The organism is Nonomuraea corallina (genome assembly GCF_027620315.1).
In the GTDB taxonomy this organism is placed as follows: Bacteria; Actinomycetota; Actinomycetes; order Streptosporangiales; family Streptosporangiaceae; genus Nonomuraea; species Nonomuraea corallina.
In genome coordinates this window covers 1-23081 of sequence record NZ_JAPNNL010000057.1, presented here as the reverse complement: position 1 = coordinate 23081, position 23081 = coordinate 1, and the positions used below count along the sequence as shown (strand labels likewise).

Annotated in this window: 25 protein-coding genes and 1 tRNA gene; 23 read left to right on the top strand and 3 right to left on the bottom strand. The window is 70.2% G+C overall.

Annotated elements, in window-relative coordinates; all coding sequences use genetic code 11:
- Positions 1 to 3 precede the first annotated feature (3 nt).
- The 9 genes from OUY22_RS16535 to OUY22_RS16495 all read left to right on the top strand — a co-directional run bounded on the left by OUY22_RS16535 (position 4) and on the right by OUY22_RS16495 (position 9431).
- Complete coding sequence (locus tag OUY22_RS16535; protein WP_270155867.1) at positions 4 to 756, top strand: class F sortase; 753 nt, start codon at positions 4 to 6, stop codon at positions 754 to 756.
- A gap of 24 nt (positions 757 to 780) precedes the next feature.
- Positions 781 to 1443, top strand: coding sequence for a hypothetical protein (locus OUY22_RS16530; RefSeq protein ID WP_270155866.1), 663 nt, complete (start codon positions 781 to 783; stop codon positions 1441 to 1443).
- A 72-nt stretch (positions 1444 to 1515) separates the two neighbouring features.
- Positions 1516 to 2661: an acetyl-CoA C-acetyltransferase gene (locus OUY22_RS16525; RefSeq protein ID WP_270155865.1), complete on the top strand. Its 1146-nt coding sequence runs from the start codon at positions 1516 to 1518 to the stop codon at positions 2659 to 2661.
- 400 nt (positions 2662 to 3061) lie between these two features.
- On the top strand, positions 3062 to 3604 hold the full coding sequence (locus tag OUY22_RS16520) for an RNA 2'-phosphotransferase (protein ID WP_270155864.1): 543 nt from the start codon (positions 3062 to 3064) through the stop codon (positions 3602 to 3604).
- A gap of 54 nt (positions 3605 to 3658) precedes the next feature.
- The gene (locus OUY22_RS16515) at positions 3659 to 5521 is read left to right on the top strand and encodes an acyl-CoA dehydrogenase family protein (RefSeq protein WP_270155863.1); all 1863 of its coding nucleotides are present in this window, start codon (positions 3659 to 3661) and stop codon (positions 5519 to 5521) included.
- 196 nt (positions 5522 to 5717) lie between these two features.
- Positions 5718 to 6983 carry an extracellular solute-binding protein gene (locus tag OUY22_RS16510; RefSeq protein WP_270155862.1) on the top strand — a complete coding sequence of 422 codons (1266 nt, stop codon included), beginning with the start codon at positions 5718 to 5720 and terminating at the stop codon, positions 6981 to 6983.
- 67 nt (positions 6984 to 7050) lie between these two features.
- Positions 7051 to 7935, top strand: coding sequence for a carbohydrate ABC transporter permease (locus tag OUY22_RS16505; protein WP_270155861.1), 885 nt, complete (start codon positions 7051 to 7053; stop codon positions 7933 to 7935).
- Positions 7935 to 8822 (top strand): carbohydrate ABC transporter permease, encoded by an 888-nt coding sequence (locus OUY22_RS16500; RefSeq protein WP_270155860.1) that lies wholly within the window; start codon positions 7935 to 7937, stop codon positions 8820 to 8822. The genes OUY22_RS16505 and OUY22_RS16500 overlap by 1 nt, the downstream gene beginning before the upstream one ends.
- Before the next feature lie 81 nt (positions 8823 to 8903).
- On the top strand, positions 8904 to 9431 hold the full coding sequence (locus OUY22_RS16495) for a hypothetical protein (protein ID WP_270155859.1): 528 nt from the start codon (positions 8904 to 8906) through the stop codon (positions 9429 to 9431).
- Positions 9432 to 9515: 84 nt separating this feature from the next.
- Here the strand turns inward: OUY22_RS16495 and OUY22_RS16490 are convergent, their stop codons facing one another.
- Positions 9516 to 10250 carry a class I SAM-dependent methyltransferase gene (locus OUY22_RS16490; RefSeq protein WP_270155858.1) on the bottom strand — a complete coding sequence of 245 codons (735 nt, stop codon included), beginning with the start codon at positions 10248 to 10250 and terminating at the stop codon, positions 9516 to 9518.
- Between the two features lie 99 nt (positions 10251 to 10349).
- On the opposite strand from OUY22_RS16490, the gene OUY22_RS16485 reads away from it, so the two are divergent.
- Together OUY22_RS16485 and OUY22_RS16480 are read left to right on the top strand one after the other, a co-directional pair.
- On the top strand, positions 10350 to 10907 hold the full coding sequence (locus OUY22_RS16485; RefSeq protein ID WP_270155857.1) for an RNA polymerase sigma factor: 558 nt from the start codon (positions 10350 to 10352) through the stop codon (positions 10905 to 10907).
- On the top strand, positions 10894 to 11646 hold the full coding sequence (locus OUY22_RS16480; RefSeq protein ID WP_270155856.1) for a hypothetical protein: 753 nt from the start codon (positions 10894 to 10896) through the stop codon (positions 11644 to 11646). The genes OUY22_RS16485 and OUY22_RS16480 overlap by 14 nt, the downstream gene beginning before the upstream one ends.
- On the opposite strand, the gene OUY22_RS16475 is transcribed toward OUY22_RS16480, so the two are convergent.
- Complete coding sequence (locus OUY22_RS16475; RefSeq protein ID WP_270155855.1) at positions 11635 to 12654, bottom strand: adenosine deaminase; 1020 nt, start codon at positions 12652 to 12654, stop codon at positions 11635 to 11637. The two genes, OUY22_RS16480 and OUY22_RS16475, sit on opposite strands and share 12 nt — an antisense overlap.
- Positions 12655 to 12753: 99 nt before the next feature.
- On the opposite strand from OUY22_RS16475, the gene OUY22_RS16470 reads away from it, so the two are divergent.
- Positions 12754 to 13233 carry a hypothetical protein gene (locus tag OUY22_RS16470; RefSeq protein ID WP_270155854.1) on the top strand — a complete coding sequence of 160 codons (480 nt, stop codon included), beginning with the start codon at positions 12754 to 12756 and terminating at the stop codon, positions 13231 to 13233.
- Positions 13234 to 13272: 39 nt separating this feature from the next.
- Positions 13273 to 15315: a SpoIIE family protein phosphatase gene (locus tag OUY22_RS16465; RefSeq protein WP_270155853.1), complete on the top strand. Its 2043-nt coding sequence runs from the start codon at positions 13273 to 13275 to the stop codon at positions 15313 to 15315.
- Between the two features lie 4 nt (positions 15316 to 15319).
- On the opposite strand, the gene OUY22_RS16460 is transcribed toward OUY22_RS16465, so the two are convergent.
- Positions 15320 to 16528 carry a pyridoxal phosphate-dependent aminotransferase gene (locus OUY22_RS16460; RefSeq protein ID WP_270155852.1) on the bottom strand — a complete coding sequence of 403 codons (1209 nt, stop codon included), beginning with the start codon at positions 16526 to 16528 and terminating at the stop codon, positions 15320 to 15322.
- A gap of 156 nt (positions 16529 to 16684) precedes the next feature.
- On the opposite strand from OUY22_RS16460, the gene OUY22_RS16455 reads away from it, so the two are divergent.
- The 10 genes from OUY22_RS16455 (at position 16685) to OUY22_RS16410 (ending at position 22659) form a co-directional block, all read left to right on the top strand.
- Positions 16685 to 16757 (top strand) — tRNA-Trp (locus OUY22_RS16455).
- 75 nt (positions 16758 to 16832) lie between these two features.
- Complete coding sequence (secE, locus tag OUY22_RS16450) at positions 16833 to 17075, top strand: preprotein translocase subunit SecE (RefSeq protein ID WP_270155851.1); 243 nt, start codon at positions 16833 to 16835, stop codon at positions 17073 to 17075.
- 67 nt (positions 17076 to 17142) lie between these two features.
- Positions 17143 to 17907 (top strand): transcription termination/antitermination protein NusG, encoded by a 765-nt coding sequence (nusG, locus tag OUY22_RS16445; protein ID WP_270155850.1) that lies wholly within the window; start codon positions 17143 to 17145, stop codon positions 17905 to 17907.
- A gap of 120 nt (positions 17908 to 18027) precedes the next feature.
- Positions 18028 to 18459, top strand: a complete 432-nt coding sequence (gene rplK, locus OUY22_RS16440) for a 50S ribosomal protein L11 (protein ID WP_270155849.1) — start codon at positions 18028 to 18030, stop codon at positions 18457 to 18459.
- A gap of 58 nt (positions 18460 to 18517) precedes the next feature.
- Positions 18518 to 19240 (top strand): 50S ribosomal protein L1, encoded by a 723-nt coding sequence (gene rplA / locus OUY22_RS16435; protein WP_270155848.1) that lies wholly within the window; start codon positions 18518 to 18520, stop codon positions 19238 to 19240.
- 174 nt (positions 19241 to 19414) lie between these two features.
- Positions 19415 to 20245 carry an LppX_LprAFG lipoprotein gene (locus OUY22_RS16430; protein WP_270155847.1) on the top strand — a complete coding sequence of 277 codons (831 nt, stop codon included), beginning with the start codon at positions 19415 to 19417 and terminating at the stop codon, positions 20243 to 20245.
- 240 nt (positions 20246 to 20485) lie between these two features.
- The gene (rplJ, locus tag OUY22_RS16425) at positions 20486 to 21010 is read left to right on the top strand and encodes a 50S ribosomal protein L10 (RefSeq protein WP_270155846.1); all 525 of its coding nucleotides are present in this window, start codon (positions 20486 to 20488) and stop codon (positions 21008 to 21010) included.
- A gap of 68 nt (positions 21011 to 21078) precedes the next feature.
- Positions 21079 to 21471, top strand: a complete 393-nt coding sequence (rplL, locus tag OUY22_RS16420; protein WP_270155845.1) for a 50S ribosomal protein L7/L12 — start codon at positions 21079 to 21081, stop codon at positions 21469 to 21471.
- Positions 21472 to 21697: 226 nt separating this feature from the next.
- The gene (locus tag OUY22_RS16415) at positions 21698 to 22168 is read left to right on the top strand and encodes a hypothetical protein (RefSeq protein WP_270155844.1); all 471 of its coding nucleotides are present in this window, start codon (positions 21698 to 21700) and stop codon (positions 22166 to 22168) included.
- Positions 22165 to 22659 (top strand): hypothetical protein, encoded by a 495-nt coding sequence (locus OUY22_RS16410; RefSeq protein WP_270155843.1) that lies wholly within the window; start codon positions 22165 to 22167, stop codon positions 22657 to 22659. Before OUY22_RS16415 ends, OUY22_RS16410 begins: the two co-directional genes overlap by 4 nt.
- Positions 22660 to 23081 lie beyond the last annotated feature (422 nt).

Here is a 23081-nt window from a genome sequence, read left to right as displayed (position 1 = left end):
GCCATGGTCAACCAGTATCCGTACGGCTCACCCGTACCGCCGCCTCAGCCGCAGGACGACGGCGGGAAGGCGTTGCGGACGACGTTGCTGGTCGCGGCGATCGCCGGAGTGGTGACCGTGGTCGCCGGGATGTTCATCGTGCTCGGCTCGCCGGAGGAGTACGGGCTGGCGAGCGACCGCGACTCGCTGGGCCTGACCGCGCAGCCTGACGGGAAGGCGGAGCAGGCCCTGTGGCAGGCGGACCCCGACGCGCCGCCGCCACTGCCGCAGATCCAGCCGGCGGCGGCGATGCTGCCGTCGACGCCGGTACGGCTGAAGATCAAGCGGCTCGGCGTCGACGCCCCGGTCAGGTCCGTGGGCCTGGCCAGGGACGGCACGATCCAGGTGCCGCCGGCGGACAACCCCAACCTGGTGGGCTGGTACCGCAACATGTCGACCCCGGGCGAGGCCGGCCCGGCGGTGCTGCTCGGCCACAAGGACACCCGGACGCGCAGTGCCGTGTTCAGCCGCCTGCCCGAGCTGCGCAACGGCGACACGATCGAGGTCAAGCGGCAGGACGGCGTCACGGCCGTGTTCACGGTCGGCGGCATCGAGCAGGCGGACAAGAAGACGTTCCCGACGGAGCGGGTGTACGGGCCGCAGCAGAACGCGCAGCTCCACCTGATCACCTGCGGTGGCGCCTACAACCGCAACACCGGCCACTACACCGACAATGTCATCGTGTACGCCACGATGACGAGCTCCTATCGAAGCTGACCGCGGAGGCGCGCAATGGGCTGGATGGCGAAGCGGAGACTGCGTACTGGCCCCACGGCGGCGCTGCCCGCCAGGCCGGACCACGCGGAGTTGCTGCGGCTGGTACGCCTGGCCGATCCGGGGGCGCGGGAGGACGGCGACGACATCGTCGCCGTGGACGTGCGGGTGCACGCGCCCGTCGAGGCGGATCCCGATCTGGTCGGCGGCGAGCTGGAGCAGGTGTGGGCCTGCCGGGTGGCGGCGGAGGGCCCGCTGCCCGTCGACTTCTTCGACCGTCACCTGGCGGAGGGGCTGGCGTTCCGGCTGGGCGGGCTGGCCGTGTGCCGGGGCGTGGTGGACGACCCGGCCGACGAGAGCCGGCCGGGCGGCCCCGCGGTCATCCTGCCGGCGCCGCCCGCCGCGGAGGAGCTGATGGAGCTGCTGGAGGGCGAGGTCGAGCAGGAGGAGGAGTTCGTCTTCGTCGCCGGCGGCGTCCGCGTCCTGGTCGTGCCGGAGAAGGGTCGCCCGCCCGCCGCCGAGGAGTTGCTGCCGTTCGCGGCCGAGCTGACCGCCGTCGAGCTGCGCGGTGACGACCGGGCCAAACTGGGCACGCTGGCGCTGTCGCTGGCGGAGGCGCTGAACGGGCTGGTCGTGGACAGATGGCGGTTCCGCGTCGACCGGCCGGAGGACCTTCTGCCGCCTTCGTGATAGGCAACCGATCATAGTTCTGCTGTACTCTCGGGGAGAGAACCGAATATTGCTCGGTTTACAGGAGGCACAGTGGCAGAGGCGTACATCGTCGGGGCCGTCCGGACCCCGGTCGGAAAGAAGAAGGGCGGCCTTTCCACCGTCCACCCCACGGACCTGGCGGCGCACACGCTCAAAGCGCTGATCGACCGCACCGGGGTCGATCCCGCGGCGGTGGAAGATGTGATCATGGGCTGCGTCATGCAGTTCGGCCCCCAGAGCATGGACATCGCCCGCAACGCCTGGCTGTCGGCCGGGCTGCCGGAGACGACCCCCGGCGTGACCATCGACCGCCAGTGCGGCTCCTCGCAGCAGTCGATCCACTTCGCCGCGCAGGGCGTCCTCTCGGGCACGCAGGACCTGGTGGTGGCGGCCGGCGTCGAGTCGATGAGCATCGTGCCGATGGGCTCGTCGATCTCCGCCGCCCTGGAGAAGGGCATGCCGTTCCCGTTCGGCGAGACCTGGGTCGAGCGGTACGGCAAGCAGGAGATCTCCCAGTTCCGCGGCGCGGAGCTGATGTGCGAGAAGTGGGGACTCAAGCGCGAGGAGCTGGAGCGCTTCGCCCTGGAGTCCCACCAGCGGGCGGCCAAGGCCATCGCCAACGGCTACTTCAAGGAGCAGATCGCGCCGATCAACGGCGTCGAGGACGACGAGGGCCCGCGGGCCGACACCACGCTGGAGAAGATGGCGTCGCTGAAGACGCTGAAGGAGGGCGGCCAGATCACCGCCGCCACCTCCTCCCAGATCTCCGACGGCTCCGGCGCCCTGCTCATCGCCTCGGAGCAGGCCGTCAGGGACCACAACCTGACCCCGCGGGCGCGCATCACCCAGCTCACGATCGTCGGCGACGACCCGGTCTACATGCTGACCGCGCCGATCCCGGCGACCCAGAAGGCGCTGAGCAAGGCCGGGCTGTCGATCGACGACATCGACGTGGTGGAGATCAACGAGGCGTTCGCGCCGGTGCCGCTCGCCTGGATCAAGGAGCTCGGCGCCGACCCGGCCCGGGTCAACCCCAACGGCGGCGCCATCGCCCTGGGCCACCCGCTGGGCGCGACCGGCACCATCCTCATGACGAAGCTGCTGAACGAGCTGGAGCGCACGGGCGGCAGGTACGGCCTGCAGACCATGTGCGAGGGCGGCGGTCAGGCCAACGTCACCATCATCGAGCGCCTCTGAGGCTCGTCGGGGCCGGCGGCGGGGACCTTGGCGGGCGACCCCGCCCCCGGCTCTGACGCGAACGGCGCCCCGCCCCCACTCGTGGGGGCGGGGCGCCGTTCGCTTCTACCACCATCCTGGTAGTGGCTGGGGGATCAGCGGCCCTTGGGCGGGATGCGGCGGGGCGGCGCGATGGGGCGCTGCGGCATCCGCGGCATCGGCACGGGCGGGCGCTTGACTGATTTGCCGGATTTGCCGGAAATATGGGCACGCATAAGAGGCTCCTTCACGTAATGGCAGGGGACGGGTGTCGGCTTCGCGGCCGGGCTGCAAGGCCCCGGCGCATTACTGGTAAAGGCGCATGCCCTTGACGGTAGGTGTCCCCTAAGGTGCGGCACAACCGATTTATCCGGAGGTGCCCATGGACGAGCGGCGACTCGTACGCGTGTCCAAGTACGTCGCCCAACATCTGCGCCACCAGCCCGAGCGCATCGGCATCACCCTCGACGAGCAGGGCTGGGTGGACGTCGAGACCTTCCTGCGGGCAGCCGCCGCGCACGGCTTCCCCATCGGCCGCGACGAGCTGGAGCGGGTGGTGCGCGACAACGACAAGCAGCGCTACGCCCTGGACGGCGACCGGATCCGCGCCAACCAGGGCCACTCCGTCACCGTCGACCTCGGCCTTCCGGTGACCGTGCCGCCCGCGTACCTCTATCACGGCACGGTCGCGCGGAACCTGGACGGGATCAGGGAGCGGGGACTGCTGCCGATGGACCGCCACCACGTGCACCTGTCGCCCGACCGCGAGACCGCCGCCCGCGTGGGCGCCCGTCGCGGCCGGCCCGTGGTGCTGGCGGTGGACGCGGGGGCGATGCACGAGGCCGGCCACGTGTTCCGGGTCAGCGCCAACGGGGTGTGGCTGGCCGAGCGGGTGCCGCCGGAGTTCCTCCGGTTCCCCGGCTGACGAGGGTCGCTTTCTCGCCGTACGGATAAGGCGTAATCTCGGCGGGAGGATGCTATGAGCGAGTACGCCAAGGCAAGGGAGCTCGGCGAGCAGGCCCGCGAGCGAGAGTGGACCCGCCCGAGCTTCGCCAAGCAGCTGTTTCTCGGAGATCTCCGGCTGGATCTGGTGCATCCGGCCCCCGCGCCGCCCGACGAGGCCGCCAAGCGCGGGGAGGAGTTCGTCCGGGCGGTCCGGCGCTTCCTCGACGCGCACGTCGATCCGGCCGCGATCGAGCGTGACGGGCGCATCCCGGACGAGGTGGTCAAGGGCCTGGCCGGGCTGGGCGCCTTCGGGATCACGATCGGCGCGGAGTACGGCGGGCTCGGGCTGCCCTACCTGTACTACTGCCGCGCGCTCATGCTGGTCGGCTCGTACTGCCCGGCGCTGGCGACGCTGCTGTCGGCGCACCAGTCGATCGGCGTGCCGCAGCCGCTGAAGCTGTTCGGCACCGAGGAGCAGAAGCGCGCCTTCCTGCCCCGGTGCGCGCGCGGCGAGATCTCCGCGTTCCTGCTCACGGAGCCCGACGTGGGCTCCGACCCGGCCCGGCTGTCGACCACGGCGGTGCGCGACGGCGACGAGTACGTGCTCGACGGGGTCAAGTTGTGGACCACGAACGGGGTGGTCGCCGATCTGCTCGTGGTGATGGCCCGTACCGGGAAGAAGATCAGCGCGTTCGTGGTCGAGGGCGACTCGCCGGGCATCACGGTCAGGCGGCGCAACGCGTTCATGGGGTTGCGCGGCATCGAGAACGGGGTGACGGAGTTCTCTCAGGTCAGGGTGCCCGCGGCGAACCTGATCGGCCGTGAGGGCGAAGGGCTGAAGATCGCCCTGACCACGCTCAACACCGGCCGGCTGTCGCTGCCCGCGTCCTGCGCCGGGCACGCCAAGTGGGCGGTGAAGATCGCCCGCGAGTGGGGCAACGCCCGCGTCCAGTGGGGGCGCAAGGTGGGCGAGCACGAGGCCGTCGCCACCAAGGTCGCCTTCATCGCCGCGACCGCGTACGCCCTGGAGGCCGTTTCCGACCTGACCGCCAGGCTGGCCGACGGGAAGGGCAGCGACATCCGCATCGAGGCGGCGCTGGCCAAGCTGTACGCGACCGAGCTGTCCTACCAGGTGCTCGACGAGCTGGTCCAGATCAGGGGCGGGCGCGGCTACGAGACCGCCGAGTCGCTGGCGGCGCGCGGCGAGCGCGGCGTGCCGGCCGAGCAGATGCTGCGCGACACCCGGATCAACCGCATCTTCGAGGGCTCCTCCGAGATCATGAGGCTGCTCATCACCCGCGAGGCCGTCGACGCCCACCTGAGCGCCGCGGGCGAGCTGATCGACCCGGAGTCCTCCCGGCAGGCGCGCGCCCAGGCGCTCAGGCGGGCCGCCCGCTTCTACGCCCGCTGGCTGCCGTCGCTGGTCACCGGCGCTGGTCAGGTGCCGACCTCCTACGCCGGGTTCGGCCCGCTGTCGACCCATCTGCGCTTCGTGGAGCGGACCAGCCGCAAGCTGGCCCGGTCCATCTTCTACGGCATGTCCCGCTGGCAGGGGAGGCTGGAGCACAGGCAGGCGTTCCTCGGCCGGATCGTCGACATCGGCGCCGAGCTGTTCGCCATGACCGCGGCCTGCGTCAAGGCCGCCGAGGACGCCGGTGACCTCGGACGCCGCCCGCAGGAGCTCGCCGACACGTTCTGCAGGCAGGCCAGGGGTCGGGTGGACGCGCTGTTCGACCGGCTCTGGGACAACAGCGACGACCACGACGTGCGGCTGGCCCGCTACGTGCTCGACGGCCGCTACGCCTTCCTGGAGGAGGGCATCCTCGACCCGTCGATCGAGGGGCCGTGGATCGGCGCGCCGGAGGGCGAGGAGAACGTGCGCCGGAAGATCCGCTAGCCCTGGTCTAGACCAGACGGTAGAAGTTGTTGTCGTTCCGCAACTCTCCGGTATAGACCGGCTCGCAAAACCACGCTTACGCTTGCGCAAACGCGTGACGTCGCGGCAGTCGCGGCGGCATACACCAGGGCAGTGTCTGGCGGCTGGTACGGACCAGCATGACCTGTCCGATGAGAAGGCGGTACTTACGGTGAGAATGAGACTTGTGGGCGGCGCCGCTCTCGGCCTGGCTACCGTGCTGGTCCTGACCAGCTGTGGCTCCAGCACGCCCGACGGCGGTGGCGGCGGCGGTGACCAGGCCGGCGGCGGCCAGGTCACGCTCAAGATGGTCGCCGCCGACTACGGCGACGGCCCCGGCAAGCCCAACTCCGGCGAGAACTTCTGGAAGGGCGTGGTCGACGAGTTCCAGGCGGCCAACCCGAACATCAAGGTCGACGTCCAGGTCATCAACTGGAACGACATCGACAAGCAGGTCGCCACCATGATCCAGAACGGTCAGGTGCCCGACATCCTGCAGACCGGCGACTACTCCGGGTTCGTCGCCGACGGCCTGCTCCACAAGGTCGACGAGGTCCTGTCCCCGAACGTGTCCGGCGACCTGCTGCAGAAGTTCGCCGAGTACGGCAAGGTCGACGGCACGGCCTACGGCATCCCGTTCGTGTCCTCCGCCCGCGCCCTGTTCTACAACAAGGACCTGTTCGACAAGGCCGGCGTCGCCGAGCCGCCCAAGACGTGGAACGAGCTCAAGGCCGCGGCCGAGAAGCTCAAGGCGGCCGGCGTCAGCCAGCCGTTCGGCCTCCCCCTCGGCCAGGAGGAGGCGCAGGGCGAGTCGTTCCTGTGGATGCTCGGCAACGGCGGAGGCTACAAGGACGCCTCCGGCAAGTGGGCGATCGATTCCCCGCAGAACGTCGAGACCTTCACCTACATGAAGGGCCTGGTCGACGCCGGACTGACCACCCCCAACCCCGGCACCAAGGACCGCAAGACGGTCTGGGAGGACTTCGGCGCAGGCAAGGTCGGCATGGTCAACGGCGGCCCCATGTCCATCCCGATCTTCGACGCGGCCGGCCTGAAGAACTACGGCGTCGCGCCCATCCCCGGCAAGACCGGCCCGCTCGACACCACCCTCGGCGTCATGGACTGGATCATGGCGTTCAACCAGAACGGCCGCGCCGAGGAGATCAAGGAGTTCCTCGACTTCTTCTACACCGGCTCCGCCGCGCAGAAGATCAGCGACACCTACAAGCTGCTGCCCGTCACCAACGGCGGCATCGAGAAGCTGTCGGGCGACGAGAAGCTCAAGCCGTTCCTGGACGCGCTGCCCAACGCCAGCTTCTACCCGTTCCAGGACCCGAAGTGGGCCGAGCTGAACCCGGCGATCAAGCAGACCATCGGCGGCGCCGTAAAGGACGACCCCGCCGCGGTCCTCGGCGAACTGCAGAAGACCGCAGAGGCCGGCTGAGCGACGGGGGCCCGTACGGCCGGCGCCTCGACCCGGGGCGCCGGCCGTACCTCCACGGAGGAGCTTTATGAGAAGGTTGCGCGCCCTGGAGCCGCTGGCCTGGATCGGCCCCGCGGTGGTGCTGATCGTGGTCGTGGTGCTCTGGCCGGTCGTCGAGATGATCCGGTCCTCGTTCCTGAAGATCAGCCGGGTGGGCGTGGTCCGCGGCTGGAACGGCTTCGACAACTACGAGAAGCTGTTCGCCGAGAAGGACTTCGCCGACATCATGGTCCGCAGCGTGATCTGGGTGGTGGCCGTCGTCGTCCTCACCGTGGTGATCTCGCTCGCCCTCGCCCAGCTGTTCAACCGGCGCTTCCCCGGCCGCAAGATCGCCCGGTGGGCGCTGATCGCGCCCTGGGCCGCGTCCGTGCTGATGACCGCCATCGTCTTCCGGTGGATGCTCGACCCCGAGGTCGGCGTCATCAACCAGATCAGGTTGAAGCTCGGGCTCATCGACGCGCTCGGCGGCGCCTCCGCCGACCAGCTCGGCGACGCCTCCACCGCCATGCCGTGGCTGGTGTTCGTGGCGGTGTTCGTGTCCATCCCCTTCACCACGTACGCGCTGCTCGCCGGCCTCGCCACCATCCCCGCCGACGTGTACGAGGCGGCCAAGATGGACGGCGCCTCCAAGGCGCGCACCTACTGGTCGATCACGCTGCCGCTGCTGCGGCCCGCGCTGACCGTCGCCGTGCTGATCAACATGATGAACGTCTTCAACAGCTTCCCGATCATCTGGGCGATGACGCACGGCCAGCCTGGCTACTCGACGGCGACCTCGACCATCTTCATGTTCATCCTCAAGAGCTCCGACATCGGCGAGTCCGCCGCCATGTCGGTGGTCAACTTCGGAATGGTGCTCGTGATCACCGCGGTCTTCCTCAAGATCTCGCGCTGGAACAGGGCGGTGGCGTGATGGCAGTGGGAACGGCCCCGAAGGCGCCCGCGCGCCCCTCCCGCGCCCGCCACGCGCCGGTCAGGCACCGCGCGATGCCCAAGCTGAAGACCACGGTGACCGCGGCCGTCGCGTACGTGGTCGCGTTCATCTTCCTGTTCCCGTACCTGGTGATGCTGCTGACCTCGCTGCGTCCCCAGGAGAACCTCCGCGACGCCACCCTCCTGCCCGCCCAGTGGGAGTGGTCCAACCTGGTCAACTTCTGGAGCAGCGGCCTGGCCGGCAACCTCGTCGTCACCCTCCAGGTGGCCGCGGGCTCCACCATCCTGGTGCTGCTGGTGGCCCTGCCGGCCGCCTACTACTCCGCCCGCCACGACTTCCGGGGCCGGACGTTCTTCCTGATCCTGGTGCTGATCACCCAGATGTTCCAGCCGACGTCGATGCTGGTGGGCATCTACCGGGAGTTCTCCCAGTTCGGGCTGGTGGACTCGATCTGGTCGCTGATCCTGGTCAACGGCGGCTTCAACCTGGCGTTCGCGGTGTGGATCCTCAACGCGTACTTCTCCTCGATCCCGCGCGAGCTGGAGGAGGCCGCGTTCATCGACGGCAACGGCCGCTTCGGCGCGCTGTTCCGCATCACGCTCCCGCTGGCCATGCCGGGGGTGATCACCGCGCTCATCTTCACGTTCATCGCGGCCTGGAACGAGTTCGTCGTCGCCCTGACGTTGACCACCACCCCGGAGAACCAGCCGCTGACCGTGGCGCTCAACTCCTTCATCGGCCAGTATCAGGTCGACTGGCAGAACCTGTTCGCCGGCTCGGTGATCGCCACCATCCCGGTGATCATCCTGTTCGCCCTGATCGAACGGAAGGTCGTCGGCGGCCTCACGGCCGGCTCCATCAAGTGACGGCGCGCTCCCCGGTCGCCGCCCTCGCGTGAACGGGACAGGTGGTGGCGATTCCATGAGGAACCTGGATAATCGCCTGTCGTGATGGGGATCTCCGGCTTCCAACCGGCCTTTGTCGCCGGACTCGAAGCCGTCCGCGAGGAACACGGGCCGGGTCTGGCCGCGCTCGGCGGCCGGCGTCTGACCAGGTTCGCGCTCGTACGTTTCGTCGAGGACGGGGACTGGTACGCCGAGTGCCCCGTGGTCCTGGACTTCGACGGTGTCCAGGTCGAGATCTGCCATACGAAGTTCGACGAGCTGTCGATCGGCTGGAACTCCATCGACACGACGACAGCCATCCGCGGCTGGGAGTACGACGAGTTCACCCCGGCGTGGTCGGGCGCCGACGAGCGGCTGGAGCCGTTCGTCGGCCTGGAACTGCGCGAAGTCGCCCTGCTCGAGTGGCGGCCATCCTCACGTCATGACATGGCGGAGGGCTCCATCGCGGTGGAGTTCGTCTTCGAGGCCGGTCGTTTCCACATCGCCAACGCTCTTGACGAGAACAGCATCGATGTCGGCGACGCCGGCCCGGAATTCGTGCGGCACCGGTTGGGCGGCGGCGCAACCTGACGAGGCCGGCCTCCGGTCTCCCCGGTGGCATGCGGGTCGGCCGGATCCACGGAACCGGCCGAGCGTCATTGAGAGCCGCGGGTCTCAGCCGGGGACGCGGGCGACGCAGAAGACCGTCTGGCCGAACGGCGGCCGGACGAAGCGCTCGATGAGCCGGGTCATCGGCACCACCGTGCGGTCGTAGATCTTGACCAGGCGCGGGTCCGGATAGCCCACGCCGCCCCGGCGCACCGCCGCCCACCAGGCGATGCCGCCCAGGAAGTTGATCGGCTTGAGCACCTCGACGTCCAGCCCGGCCCGGCCCACGGTCGCGGCCAGGGTCTTGGGCGTGTAGCGCCGCACGTGGCCGACCTTGCGGTCGAAGTCGCCGTACAGCTGCATGTAGCCCGGCACCCAGATGACGATCCGCCCGCCCGGCAGGGTGACGCGCGCCAGCGAGCGGAGCGCCTCGGCGTCGTCCTCGATGTGCTCCAGGACGTTCATCATCACGACGGTGTCGACCTTGTCCTCGAGCGGGATCTCGGTCGGCAGGCCGAACTGCAGCACGTCGATGTCGTCGCGGCCGGCGAAGCGCTTCTTGAGCTGCTCGACGCAGTAGGGGTCGAAGTCGCTGACCACGAGCCGGTCGAGCCGCGGCAGGAACTGCTCGGCGAAATGGCCCAGCCCGGAGCCGATCTCCAGCAGGGAGCGGCCGACGTGCGGGGCGACCATGTCGAACTCGTACTTCCGGTAGTTCTTCGCCTCGTCGCCGCCGAGGTGGTTCTCCAGAGCCTCGTCACCGGCCGCCGGCTGCACCACGCGGTCATAACCAGAAGACATAGTCGTCGATCCTTACGGGGTCGCGGGAATGGCCAGAGTCTAGTGCCCGCCCGGCGGCCGAGGTCACCCGAACGCTCTTCCGCCCCGGCCGCTCATGCGATGGAATCGGTCACGCCCATGGACGACGCCGAGGCCATCGCCCGCTCGCTGGAGGGCGACCTGAGCGCCTACGAGGTGCTGGTCGCCCGCTACAGCGCGCTCGCGCACCGCACCGCGGTCCTGTTCGGCGCGCGCGACGAGGCCGAGGACGTGGTGCAGGAGGCGTTCGTCAAGGCGTTCCGGCATCTGGCGTCGTTCCGCCGCGAGTCGGAGTTCCGCCCGTGGCTGCTGCGCATCGTGGCCAACGAGACGCACAACCTGACCCGGGCGCGCGGCCGCAGGGCGGAGCTCACGGTACGGCTGAGCGCCACGGCCGAGGTGAAGGCCCCCGACGACCCGGAGGGCGCGGCCGTGGCCACCGACCGGCGGGCGCGGCTGCTGGAGGCGGTCCGCGCGCTGCCGGAGCGGGAACGTCGGGCCGTGCTCTGCCGGTACTTCTTACAGCTGTCGGAGGCCGAGACCGCCCAGGTGCTCGGCTGGCCGGTGGGCACCGTCAAGTCCAGGACGTACCGCGGCCTGGCCAGGCTGAGGGAGGAGGCGGGGCATGAGCTCGGATGAGCGTTTCGACGACCTGGAGGCCGAACTGCGCGCCCTGGCCGGCTCCCTCGACGTGCCGGCTCCGCCGCCCGAGCGGGTGGCGGCGGCCGTACGGGCCAGGCTGGCGGAGCCTCGGCCCGCCAGAAGGCGGCGCGAGCGGTGGCGGGTGGCTCGGTGGCAGGTGGCTCGGTGGCAGGTGGTCGCGGCGGTGCTGGTGGCGCTGGTCGCGGTCACGGCGGCGACCCCGCAGGGCAGGCAGGCGGTGACGGCGATCCTCCGGTACGCCGGGATCGAGCTGCGCCTGGGCGGCGAGACGCCGGCCCCGGTGCCCGCGCCGGCCCCGCTGCCGGGGGAGCGGGAGGTCCCGGCGGGAGAGGTCGCCGGGCAGGTCGCGTTCCCGGTCAGGACGCTGACCGCGCTGGGCGAGCCCGAGCGCGTCACCGTCAGCGACGGCGGCCGGGTGGTGTCGATGTTCTGGCCGGACGGCATCCGGCTGGACCAGTTCGACGGCCGGATGGAGCCGTTCTTCTTCAAGCGGCTCGGCGCGCCGTTCCCGGAGGAGACCGAGGTCGACGGCGTCGGCGGCTTCTGGCTGCGGGGCTCGCACCCGCTCGGCCACATCACCCGCGAGAACGGCGAGGCGGTGCCGCTGCGCCAGGCCGGACCCACGCTCATCTGGCAGTCGGGCGAGGTCGGCCACCGCCTGGAGGGGGCCCCGTCGATGGCGCGGGCGGTCGAGCTGGCCGGCTCACTCCGGTGAGGCCAGCCAGTCGTCGACGCCCTTCAGCAGCTCCTTGCGAACCGACTCCGGCGCGGCCGACGCCCTGATCGACTGGCGCGCCAGCTCGGCGACCTGCGCGTCGCCGAACCCGTACACCTCCCGGGCCAGCTCGTACTGGCGCAGCAGCCGCGCCCCGAACAGCAGCGGGTCGTCGGAGCCGAGCGCGATCGGCACCCCCGCCTCGAACAGCCGGCGCAGCGGCACGTCCGCCGCGCTCTCGGCCACCCCCAGGCCGACGTTGGAGGTGGGGCACACCTCGCAGCAGATCTCCCGCTCGGCCAGCCGTTCCATCAGCCGGCGGTCCTCGGCCGCGCGGACCCCGTGGCCGACCCGGTCGGCGCCGAGGTCGTCCACGCACTGCGCCACGCTCCGCGGCCCCAGCAGCTCCCCGCCGTGCGGCACCGCCAGCAGCCCGGCCCGCTTGGCGATGCGGAACGCGCGGTCGAAGTCGCGGGCCTGCCCGCGCCGCTCGTCGTTGGACAGCCCGAACCCGACCACCCCCTTGCCGGCGTACTGGGCGGCCAGCCGGGCCAGGGTGTTGGCGTCGAGCGGGTGGCGCGTCCGGTTGGCCGCCACCACCACCGCGATCCCGGCGCCCGTCTCCCGCGACGCCTGCTCGGCCGCGTCCAGCACCAGCTCCAGCGTGGCCGTCAGCCCTCCGAACAACTGCTGGTAGCCCGACGGGTCCACCTGGATCTCCAGCCACCGCGACCCGGCCGCCATCTCGTCCTCGGCGGTCTCGCGCAGCAGCCGGTAGACGTGCTCCGGCCGGCGCAGCACCGATCTGGCGATGTCGTACAGCCGCTGGAACCGGAACCAGCCGCGCTCGTCGGTCGCCCGCAGTCTCGGCGGCCAGTCCTCCTCCAGCGCGTCGGGCAGGTGGAGGCCCTGCTCCCTGGCCAGCTCGATCAGCGTCGAGTGGCGCATGGAGCCGGTGAAGTGAAGATGCAGGTGGGCCTTGGGAAGTGTGAGCAGGGACCTTGCCATCGCCACATTTTGCCACTGGACCGGGCTGCGACTTGCCGCGACGGCGCCGCTCCTGTAGGAGACTAGGGACCTTTCCCGCCTTCCGGTCATGGAGTGGTGATGCGGCGCCTGGCTTCGGTGTTCCTGACACTGAGCCTTGCCGCGTGCGGTCCGTCCGCCCCCGCGCCGCAGATCGCCAGGCCCAGCCCGGTCGCCGCCGTGGCGGGGCCTGTGCTGTCGTGCGGCGCCGCCTTCGTGGAGATCGCCGCCATGCCCCCCGGCACGACCAGGTCCGGTACGTTCCGGCAGGTCAAGTCCCTCACCCGGAAGCTCAAGGTCAGGGGCGAGATCTGGAGCCGCGGCGCCGAGCGGCTGCACGTCGGCGTCGTCTGCGGGGTCAGGACCGCCGAGGAGTTCGCCACCCTCGTACCGCGGGCCACGCTCGGGATGCACCACGGCAAGCCCGCGCTCAGCTGGGATACCGGCGGCGGGGTGCACCACTTCATGTGGCTGGAGCGCCCCGGCATCGCCGTCTGCATCGCCGCCACCCCCGGCCTGTCGACCGAGATCGACCGCATCGCCGACGCTGTCACCGGGTAGTCACCAGATGACGCTGCGTGTGCACATCGGGGGAGAGTCATGGGCCGCGACGAGGACTACGCTGCGGGCGCGCCGGCCCTTGAGGTGCTGGACCCCGCGCCGGTTGGCGTCGCCGTCACGCTCGGCCCCGACCACCGGCTGATCTATGCGAACCGCGCGTACCGATCACTGTTCGGCGACGTGCCGCTCGGCGTCCCCATCAGAGAGGCGTTCGGCGACGCCGTCAACCGCGAGAGCTTCCACCTGTTCGACCAGGTGCGGGAGACCGGTGAGCCGGTCGTCGTGGTCGAGTCGCCGGCCGGGCCGCTGACGACGCCGGACGGGCAGCAGCGGTTCTTCACCTTCAGCCTGTCGCGGGCCACCTTTCCCCACGTCGAGCACGGCGTGGTGGTGATATGCCTGGACGTCACCGAGGAGGTCACCACGGCACGGCGGATCCAGGCCCTGGCCGGGGACCGCAGCCGCGCCCTGCGCCGCTACGCGAGCCTGGTCCGGGTGAGCGGGCAGCTGATCTGGGTCAACTCCGTCGACGGCGACCTCGTCGAGCCCATCCCCGAATGGGAGGGACTGACCGGCCAGACCTGGGAGGAGTCCCGCGGCGACGGGTGGCTGGCGCCCATCCACCCGGACGACCGCCAGGAGCTCGAGGAGTCGTGGGCGCGCGCCCGCCGGGAGGTTCCCGCCGTGTGGGAGCACGTCTACCGCCTGCGCACGGTCGACGACGGCTACCGCCACTTCGTGTCCAGGGGCGTGCCCGTCATGGAGGACGCCCGGGTCGTGGAGTGGGTGGGCACCTGCACCGACATCGAGGACTGGTGGCAGCGCCAGCGCCGCCGGGAGCTGCTCACCCGCGCCGCCCAGGCCATGGGCAGCCGGGAAAGCCTCGAAGAGACGATGACCGCGCTGGCCGAGCTGATCGTGCCCGACCTGGCCGACGGATGCGGCGTCCATCTGGTCAGCGATCTCGTCCAAGGGCCGGTCGGCGAGCCGTCGCTGGTCATCCAGCGCGTCGCCTCGGCAACCGGCCCCGCCCTGCCGTGCATGCCGCCGATCGACGCCGAACGCCTGCCGTCACAGGGCGCCTTCGTCGAGGCCATCAGGCGCGCCCAGCCCGTGCTGCGGACGTTCCCGCAGGGCTCGCCGCCGGAGGACATCGGCCCTCCCGGCACCCTGGCCTGGCTGCGGACCTGCGACGCCAACGGCCTGGCGATCCTGCCGGTGACGATCGACGGCACGGTCACCGCCGTGGTCACCGCCGCCACCTGCGGCGAACGCCCGCCCATCGGGCGAAGCGACGTCGACCTGCTGCTGGAGACCTTCGAACAGGCCCAGGACGTGCTGCGCAACGTGATGGTCCTGCAACGGGCCCGCCGGTTCGCCGTCGCCGTCCAGCACAGCCTGCTCGCCGAGCCGCCGCACGTCCCCGGCCTGGAGCTCGCGGTCCGCTACCGGCCCAGCCCATCGGCGGACGAGGTGGGCGGCGACTGGTACGACGCCTTCGTGCTCCCCGACGGCGCCGTCGTGCTGGTCATCGGCGACGTGGCCGGTCACGACCTGCGCGCGGCCGTCGCGATGGGCCGGCTGCGCAACATGCTCCGCGGCCTGGCCGTCGACCGGCGGGAGCCGCCTGGGGAGATCCTGGACCGGCTCAACAAGGCGACCAGGACGCTCTACGGCGACGACACCGCCACGTGCGTCCTGGCCAGGGTCGAGCGCCACGGCGACGGTCACGAGCTCCACTACGCGGTGGCGGGCCATCCGCCGCCGCTGCTGGTCACCAAGGACGCCCGCTGCCGGTTCCTCGACTCGGCCGCCAGCCCGCTGCTGGGCCTGCCGTATCCGGGCCCGTACGTCTCCGCGCGCGAACCGCTGCCCCCGCGCAGCACCCTGCTGCTCTACACCGACGGCCTGGTCGAGCGGCGGGGCGAGGACTTCGGCGACGGCCAGGCCCGCCTGTGCGGCAACGCCGCCGCACAGGCCCGCGTGTCCCTGGACGAGTTCTGCGACCACCTGCTGGGCGGCATGCCGCTGTCCGAGGCCGACGACGTCGCCCTGATCGCCCTGCGCCTCCCCGGCGGCTGACCGGTCAGCGGGCCTCGGCCAGCAGCTTGCCGAGGCGGCTGACGCCCTCCACCAGGTCGTCGTCGCCCAGGGCGTACGAAAGCCGGAAGTAACCCGGGGTGCCGAACGCCTCGCCCGGGACCACGGCCACCTCCGCCTCCTCCAGGATCAGCTCGGCCAGCTCCGCCGACGACCCGGGACGGCGGCCGCGCAGCTCCTTGCCGATGAGGTCCTTGACCGACGGGTAGGCGTAGAAGGCGCCCTTGGGCTCGGGGCACAGCACGCCCGGGATGTCGTTGAGCATCCGCACCATCGTCTGCCGCCGCCGGTCGAACGCCTCGCGCATCCGCGCCACCGCCGACAGGTCGCCGGAGACCGCCGCCAGCGCGGCCATCTGGGAGACGTTGGCGACGTTGGACGTGGCGTGCGACTGCAGGTTGGCCGCCGCCTTGACCACGTCGGACGGGCCGATCAGCCAGCCGACCCGCCAGCCCGTCATCGCGTACGTCTTGGCCACGCCGTTGAGGATCACGACCCGGTCGCCCAGCTCGGGGACGGCCGTGGCGATGCTGGTGAACTCGGCCCCGCCGTACGTCAGGTGCTCGTAGATCTCGTCGGTGATCACCCACAGGCCGTGCCCGGCCGCCCAGCGGCCGATCTCGGCCGTCTGCTCGGGCGAGTGGACGGCGCCCGTCGGGTTGGACGGCGAGACGAACAGCAGCGCCTTCGTGCGGTCGGTGCGGGCCGCCTCCAGCTGCTCGACGCCCGCCAGATAGCCCGTGGTCTCGTCGGTGACGACGTCGACCTGCACGCCACCGGCCAGCTTGACCGCCTCGGGGTAGGTCGTCCAGTAGGGGGCCACGACCAGGACCTCGTCACCCGGGTCGAGCAGCGTGGCGAACGCCTCGTAGACGGCCTGCTTGCCGCCGTTGGTCACCAGCACCCGCGAGGCGTCGACCTCGTAGCCGGAGTCGCGCCGCGTCTTGTCGGCGATCGCCTGCCTCAGCTCGGGCAGGCCGGCGGCCGGGGTGTACTTGTGGAAGCGGGGCTCGCGCGCCGCCGCCACGGCGGCCTCGACGATGTAGTCGGGCGTCGGGAAGTCGGGCTCGCCCGCGCCGAAGCCGATGACCGGACGGCCGGCCGCCTTCATCGCCTTGGCCTTGGCGTCCACGGCGAGGGTCGCGGACTCGGAAATCGCGGAAACACGTGTGGAGACACGGCGTCGGGTGGACATGCTTCCATCGTCCCACGTGCGTGTGACCTGGGCGATCAGGTTCGGGTTCGACGTGGCGGGCAATCTTCCGTACACTTTCGCCAGGTCCTGAGCCGCATGTCGACGCGGCGTTCGGTCCAGGCAGTGAGTCGATCAGGGTAATGTGGTTGACGACATAGGGCACTGGCGCAATTGGTAGCGCACCGGTCTCCAAAACCGGCGGTTGGGGGTTCGAGTCCCTCGTGCCCTGCGAGTGCGGTCCGCGCAATAATGGCGTGTAGGCGCCGCAAAGCTGCGTTGGATACGACGGATTCAGGTGAGGACTGTGGCGATCGACACGCGCGGCGAGACCGCAGGCAAGCCCAGTGGTGAAAAGAAGAAGCGGACTTCTCCGGCCCTCTTCTACCGTCAGGTCGTCGGTGAGCTCCGTAAGGTCATCTGGCCGACCCGCAAGGATCTGGTCACCTACACCACGGTGGTCATGGTGTTCGTGGTGATCATGGTCGGCATCATCTACGGCCTCGACGCCGCGTTCGGCTGGGCCGTCCTGCAGATCTTCGGCGGCTGATCCTGATCGCATACGGCGCCCGCCCGGCGGAGTCGCCGTTCGATACGACGAAAGAGGAAGAGTCACCGTGTCCGAGTCTTCAGTGCCGGCCGGCGAGCCCCGCGAGGAGCGGGACGCCGAGCTGGAAGAGGCCTTCTCCGAGGCCGCTGAGGAGACCGTCGAGGACGTCGCCGGCGGCGACGAGGGCGACGAGACCGCAGAGGCGGCCGTGGCCGAGGACGACGGTGACGTCGAGCCCGACGTCGACCCGGTCGAGGAGTTCAAGCGCTCGCTGCGCGGCCTTCCCGGCGAGTGGTACGTGATTCACTCCTACGCCGGTTACGAGAACCGCGTGAAGTCCAACATCGAGAGCCGCAACGTGTCGCTCAACATGGAGGATTACATCTACCAGGTCGAGGTGCCGACGCACACCGTCCAGGAGTTCAAGAGCGGCAAGAAGGTGCCGGTCAAGGAGCGCGTGCTGCCCGGCTACGTCCTGGTGCGCATGGAGCTGACCGACGAGTCCTGGGCCGCGGTGCGCAACACCCCCGGCGTGACCGGCTTCGTCGGCCTGTCCAACAAGCCCAGCCCGCTCAGCCTCGACGAGGTCGCCAAGCTGCTCGCCCCGGAGCCGACCGAGGAGAGCAAGAAGGCCGCCGCCAAGACGCCCTCCGGCCCGGCCGTCGAGTTCGAGATCGGCGAGTCGGTCACCGTCATGGACGGCCCGTTCGCCACTCTGCCCGCCTCGGTCAGCGAGATCAGCCCCGAGTCGCAGAAGCTCAAGGTGCTGGTCTCGATCTTCGGTCGTGAGACCCCGGTCGAGCTGTCGTTCAACCAGGTCTCGAAGATCTGAGGCGATCGCCTACAATAAAACGTTCGGCCGGCCGCCTGTCGCGAAGGGCGGCCTTCCGACATGTCCGGGCGCACCCGCGTTCCGGAACGCATCACCCCATCAGGACCCGGAGAAGGACACATGCCTCCGAAGAAGAAGATCGCGGCTCTGGTCAAGGTCCAGCTTCCCGCTGGCCAGGCCACGCCCGCCCCGCCGGTCGGTACCGCCCTCGGTCCCCACGGCGTCAACATCATGGACTTCGTCAAGCAGTACAACGCCGCGACGGAGGCCCAGCGGGGCAACATCATCCCCGTTGAGATCACCATTTTCGAGGACCGCAGCTTCACCTTCGTCACGAAGACGCCCCCGGCGCCTGAGCTGATCAAGAAGGCGCTCGGCCTCGACAAGGGCAGCGCGACCCCGCACAAGGACAAGGTGGGCAAGCTCAGCCGCGAGCAGCTGCGCAGCATCGCCGAGACGAAGATGCCCGACCTCAACGCCAACAGCATCGAGCAGGCCGAGAAGATCATCGCCGGCACCGCCCGGTCGATGGGCATCACCGTCGCCGACTGACCCCTTTCCCACCCGTGGGAGGGCCGCCCGCCGGCCCGCACACCACTAGGAGACAGACATGCAGCGCAGCAAGGCGCACAAGGACGCGGCCGCCAAGGTCGACCGCGACAAGCTTTACAGCCCGGCCGACGCGGCCAGGCTCGCCAAGGAGACGTCCACCACCAAGTTCGACGCCACCGTGGAGGTGGCGCTGCGGCTGGGCGTCGACCCTCGCAAGGCCGACCAGATCGTGCGCGGCACGGTCAACCTCCCGCACGGCACCGGTAAGACCGCCCGGGTCCTGGTCTTCGCGACCGGTGACCGTGCCGAGGCGGCCCGCGAGGCGGGCGCCGACATCGTCGGCGCCGACGAGCTGATCGACGAGATCTCCAAGGGCAACCGGCTCAACGAGTTCGACGCCGTGGTGGCCACGCCCGACCTGATGGGCAAGGTCGGCCGCCTGGGCCGGGTCCTCGGCCCGCGCGGTCTCATGCCCAACCCGAAGACCGGCACCGTGACGCCCGACGTCGCCAAGGCCGTGACGGAGATCAAGGGCGGCAAGATCGAGTTCCGCACCGACCGGCAGGCCAACCTGCACTTCATCATCGGCAAGACGTCGTTCGCCGAGCGCCAGCTCCTGGAGAACTACGCGGCCGCGCTGGAGGAGGTGCTGCGGCTCAAGCCGTCGGCGGCCAAGGGCCGTTACGTCAAGAAGGTGACGTTCTCCACGACCATGGGCCCCGGCGTCCCGGTCGACCCCAACGTCACCCGGGGCATCGTCGCCGAGCTCGACACGGCCTGACGCGTCCTCACGGAACAGCCCCGGCGCACACCGCGCCGGGGCTGTTCCCTGTCCGGAGCCGCCCGGTCCGTTCCGTCTGCTGCGCGTTGAGCCGTCTCAGGGACATCCCTGGGTTTTCCATGAGAACGTCGGGGAAAGCGCTACGACGAGTTCCCCGACACGTAGGGTCCGAATATGCTCAAGCGCAGGTTTTCTCTCGCCATCGCCGCGACCGCGGCCGCCCTGGCCGCCACCGCGGTCGCCGGCTGTGGAACGAACGCGCAGCCCATCGACGTGAAGAACGTGGCCGCCTCCGAGGTTCTGGCCCAGACGGCGCAGAAGACGACCGAGGTCAGCTCCTACACGGTCGACGCCGTCGTGGACGTCTCGCACCCGCAGGACGGCAGCGGCAAGGTCCAGGGCCGCATGCTCTACCAGAGCCGGCCCCAGCTCGCCCTCGACCTCACGGTCGACGCGGCCGACGTGGGCGAGCGCGAGCTGCCCGGCGGCGCGCGGGTGGTCCTCCACGGCGACTCGGTGTACGTCAAGGTGGAGGCGCTCAACAAGATGCTCGGCGCCACCAAGCCGTGGATCAAGGTGCCGCTGACCGAGGCGGGTGACCGTGACCAGGTCAACCAGGTGCTCGCCCAGGCGCAGCAGTTCGACCTGGCCAGTGTGACGACCATGATCACGGCGTCTCAGGACGTCCGCTCGGTCGGCAACGAGAGCGTGGGCGGCACGGACACCACCCACTACAGCGGCACCTTCCCCGTCGAGGCGGCCGTGCGGCAGCTCCCGGCCGACAAGCAGGAGCACGCGCGGCAGAACCTCGCCGAACTGAAGGACATCACGTTCGACATCTGGGTCGCCGCCGACGGTCTGCCCCGCAAGCTCTCCATGAGCGGCGCCCAGGAGGGCGGCAAGCTCGACGCCACGCTGATGTTCAAGGGCTACAACGAGCCTGTCAACATCAAGGCACCGGCCGCCGACCAGGTGGGCGAGCTGCCGGAGGGCACCGTCAACTGAGAACGATTTGGAAACTCGGCGGCCAGCGCGTAGTCTGGTCGTTGCCGAAGACCGCCGGTCGTCGCCAGGTGCCTCAAAGCCTGGCGACCGAAGGCTCCACGTCAGGTGGACGACCCGCGCAGGTGTGATGCGAGTTTCCCATATGGTCACCTTCCATATGTGCGAGCCCCGTGTGCGCCCTGCGCCCGGGGCTGTTCTCATGTCTGGGCCTTCACCGGTGGCACCACTGGAAGGAGGCCCATGGCGAGGGCGGATAAGGCGACAGCGGTTGCCGAGCTCAAGAGCGAGTTCGAAGGCAGCGCCGCCGCCGTTCTGACCGAGTACCGCGGTCTCACCGTCGCCCAGCTCAAGGAGCTGCGCACCTCTCTCGGTGAGAATGCGAAGTTCGCCGTGGCGAAGAACACCCTGACCAAGATCGCGGCCAACGAGGCCGGTTTCGCGGGTCTCGACGACCTGCTCACCGGGCCGACCGCGATCGCCTTCGTCAACGGCGACGTTGTCGAGGCGGCCAAGGGTCTGCGTGACTTCGCCAAGGCCAATCCCCTTCTGGTGATCAAGGGCGGCGTCCTCGACGGCAAGACGCTGGACGCCACCGAGATCACCAAGCTCGCCGACCTCGAGTCCCGCGAGGTCCTCCTCGCGAAGCTTGCTGGCGCGATGAAGGCGAAGCAGAGCGCCGCTGCCGCGATGCTCGCCGCGCTGCCCACCAACATGGCTCAGCTGGCCGACGCCCTTCGCGCCAAGCGCGAAGAGGCGGGCGAGTAGCTCGGGGATTGCCGCAACACCCGCGGTCCCGTTCCTAAATTTCGCAAGTTCCATACGGAGGAAACATCATGGCGAAGCTCAGCACCGACGAGCTGCTCGACGCGTTCAAGGAGATGACCCTCCTCGAGCTTTCCGAGTTCGTGAAGCAGTTCGAGGAGACCTTCGACGTCAAGGCCGCCGCTCCGGTCGCGGTCGCCGCCGCGGCTCCGGCCGCCGGTGGTGGCGAGGCCGCCGCTGTTGAGGAGCAGGACGAGTTCGACGTCATCCTCGAGGCCGCCGGCGACAAGAAGATCCAGGTCATCAAGGAGATCCGCGCCCTCACGTCCCTCGGCCTGAAGGAGGCCAAGGACCTGGTGGACGGCGCTCCGAAGCCGGTCTTCGACGGCAAGGTCAACAAGGAGCAGGCGGAGAAGGCCAAGGCCGCCCTGGAGGGCGCCGGCGCCACCGTCACGGTCAAGTAAGACCGACGCGCTTTCCGAAAGGGGCGGACACACCCTGGTGCCGGGTGTGCCGCCCCTTTCGCATGCCCGGACGTATCCGGCGCCACCGGGCTGGTGCGACGGCCGCCCATACCTTTTGGGTCCGGTTCGTACGGTGTGGGGGCGAATGGCGGGTCCAGCGGAGAAGCCTCGGGTTATGATCCGGCGACCGGTCGGGAGGGGTGAGGGGATGGCGCGGGTGTGGCGCGTGACGGTCCCCGTGCTCGCCGTCCTGGCGGCGCTGCTCGCGGGGGCGGCGGTCTGGCTCGGCGCCCAGGGGCGTGAGGCGCAGGCCCGGGCCGACGACCGGCAGGACGCTCTGCGCGCCGCGAGCACGCACGCGATGAACCTGCTCTCGCTCCACTACGAGACCGTCGACGCCGACGTCCACCGCATCCTGACCAGCTCCACCGGCGCCGCGAGGACCGCGTACGAGGCCGCGGCCGGCGAGCTGGTGCGGACCACGCGCAAGAACAAGGTCATCCAGGAGGGCGTGGTGCGGGCCGCGGGGCTGGAGTCGATCTCCGGGAACACGGCCAGGGCGCTCGTGGTGGCGGACGTGGTGATCCGCTGGGACGGCTCCGACGACGCCCCCCAGGAGCGCTTCTACCGGTGGCGGATGGACCTGGCCAAGACCGGGGGCGTCTGGCTGGTGGCGAAGGCGGAGCAGGTCACGTGAGGGCCGTGCGGGTGGTGCTCGGCGTCCTGGTGCTCGCCCTGGGCGTCGCCGCGGGCGTGCTCTGGCTGGACTGGCGGGCGCTGCGCGGCGGCGAGGCGGCGGGGATCGAGGCCCTGGCGGCCGCCAAGGCGGTCGCGCCGGAGTTGCTCTCCTACGACTACCGCACGGTCGAGCGGGACCTGGCGCGCGCGGGGCAGCACACCACGGGCGCGCTTACCCGCGAGTACGCGGAGCTGTCGGGCTCGCTGTCGGCCCGGGCCAAGGAGCGCAAGATGGTGCAGACGGCCACCGTGGTGGCCGCGGCGGTGGAGCGGGCCGAGCCCGGGAGAGTGGAGGTTCTGCTGTTCGTGAACACGGGTACGATCACGGAGGCCGAGGGCGGCGCCGGGCCGCGTCAGCAGGTGAGCCGGACCCGGGCCAGGTTCGTCATGATCGAGAAGGGCGGCAGGTGGCTCGTCTCGGACCTGTCGACCCTGATCGGGACCGCGTGAGCCGCTCGGGCGCGTTGCGTCCTTCAATTGTTACCAAAAATCGGGTTTAGCGAGTCCTTTGTCACGGGTACTTCCGTCACAGCTACACCGGTTGTCGGCCTGAGTTCGACCCCCGGTGTGACGGAGCGTTAACCGCCCTCGTTCGCGGGTATCGTCTTGGGCCTGGCGGTAGGCGATCAGTCACACAGGGGAGAAAACCCAGCGTCTGAGCCCCTAGACGGCTAAAAGTCGGGCTTGCGGGCTTGACGTATCCGTTCGAACGAGCGATGCTGCGACCAACGTGAAGCATGCAGCGAGAGCGAAGTGGACAGGCGTGTGCCGTTCGGCTACACTGCCCCTTTGCGCTGCCCTTTGACGACCCGCTCCGCTTGCTCACGTTGCGAGGTTGTCTGGCGTGCGTGTAGTCAGTCCGCCGCGAGCCC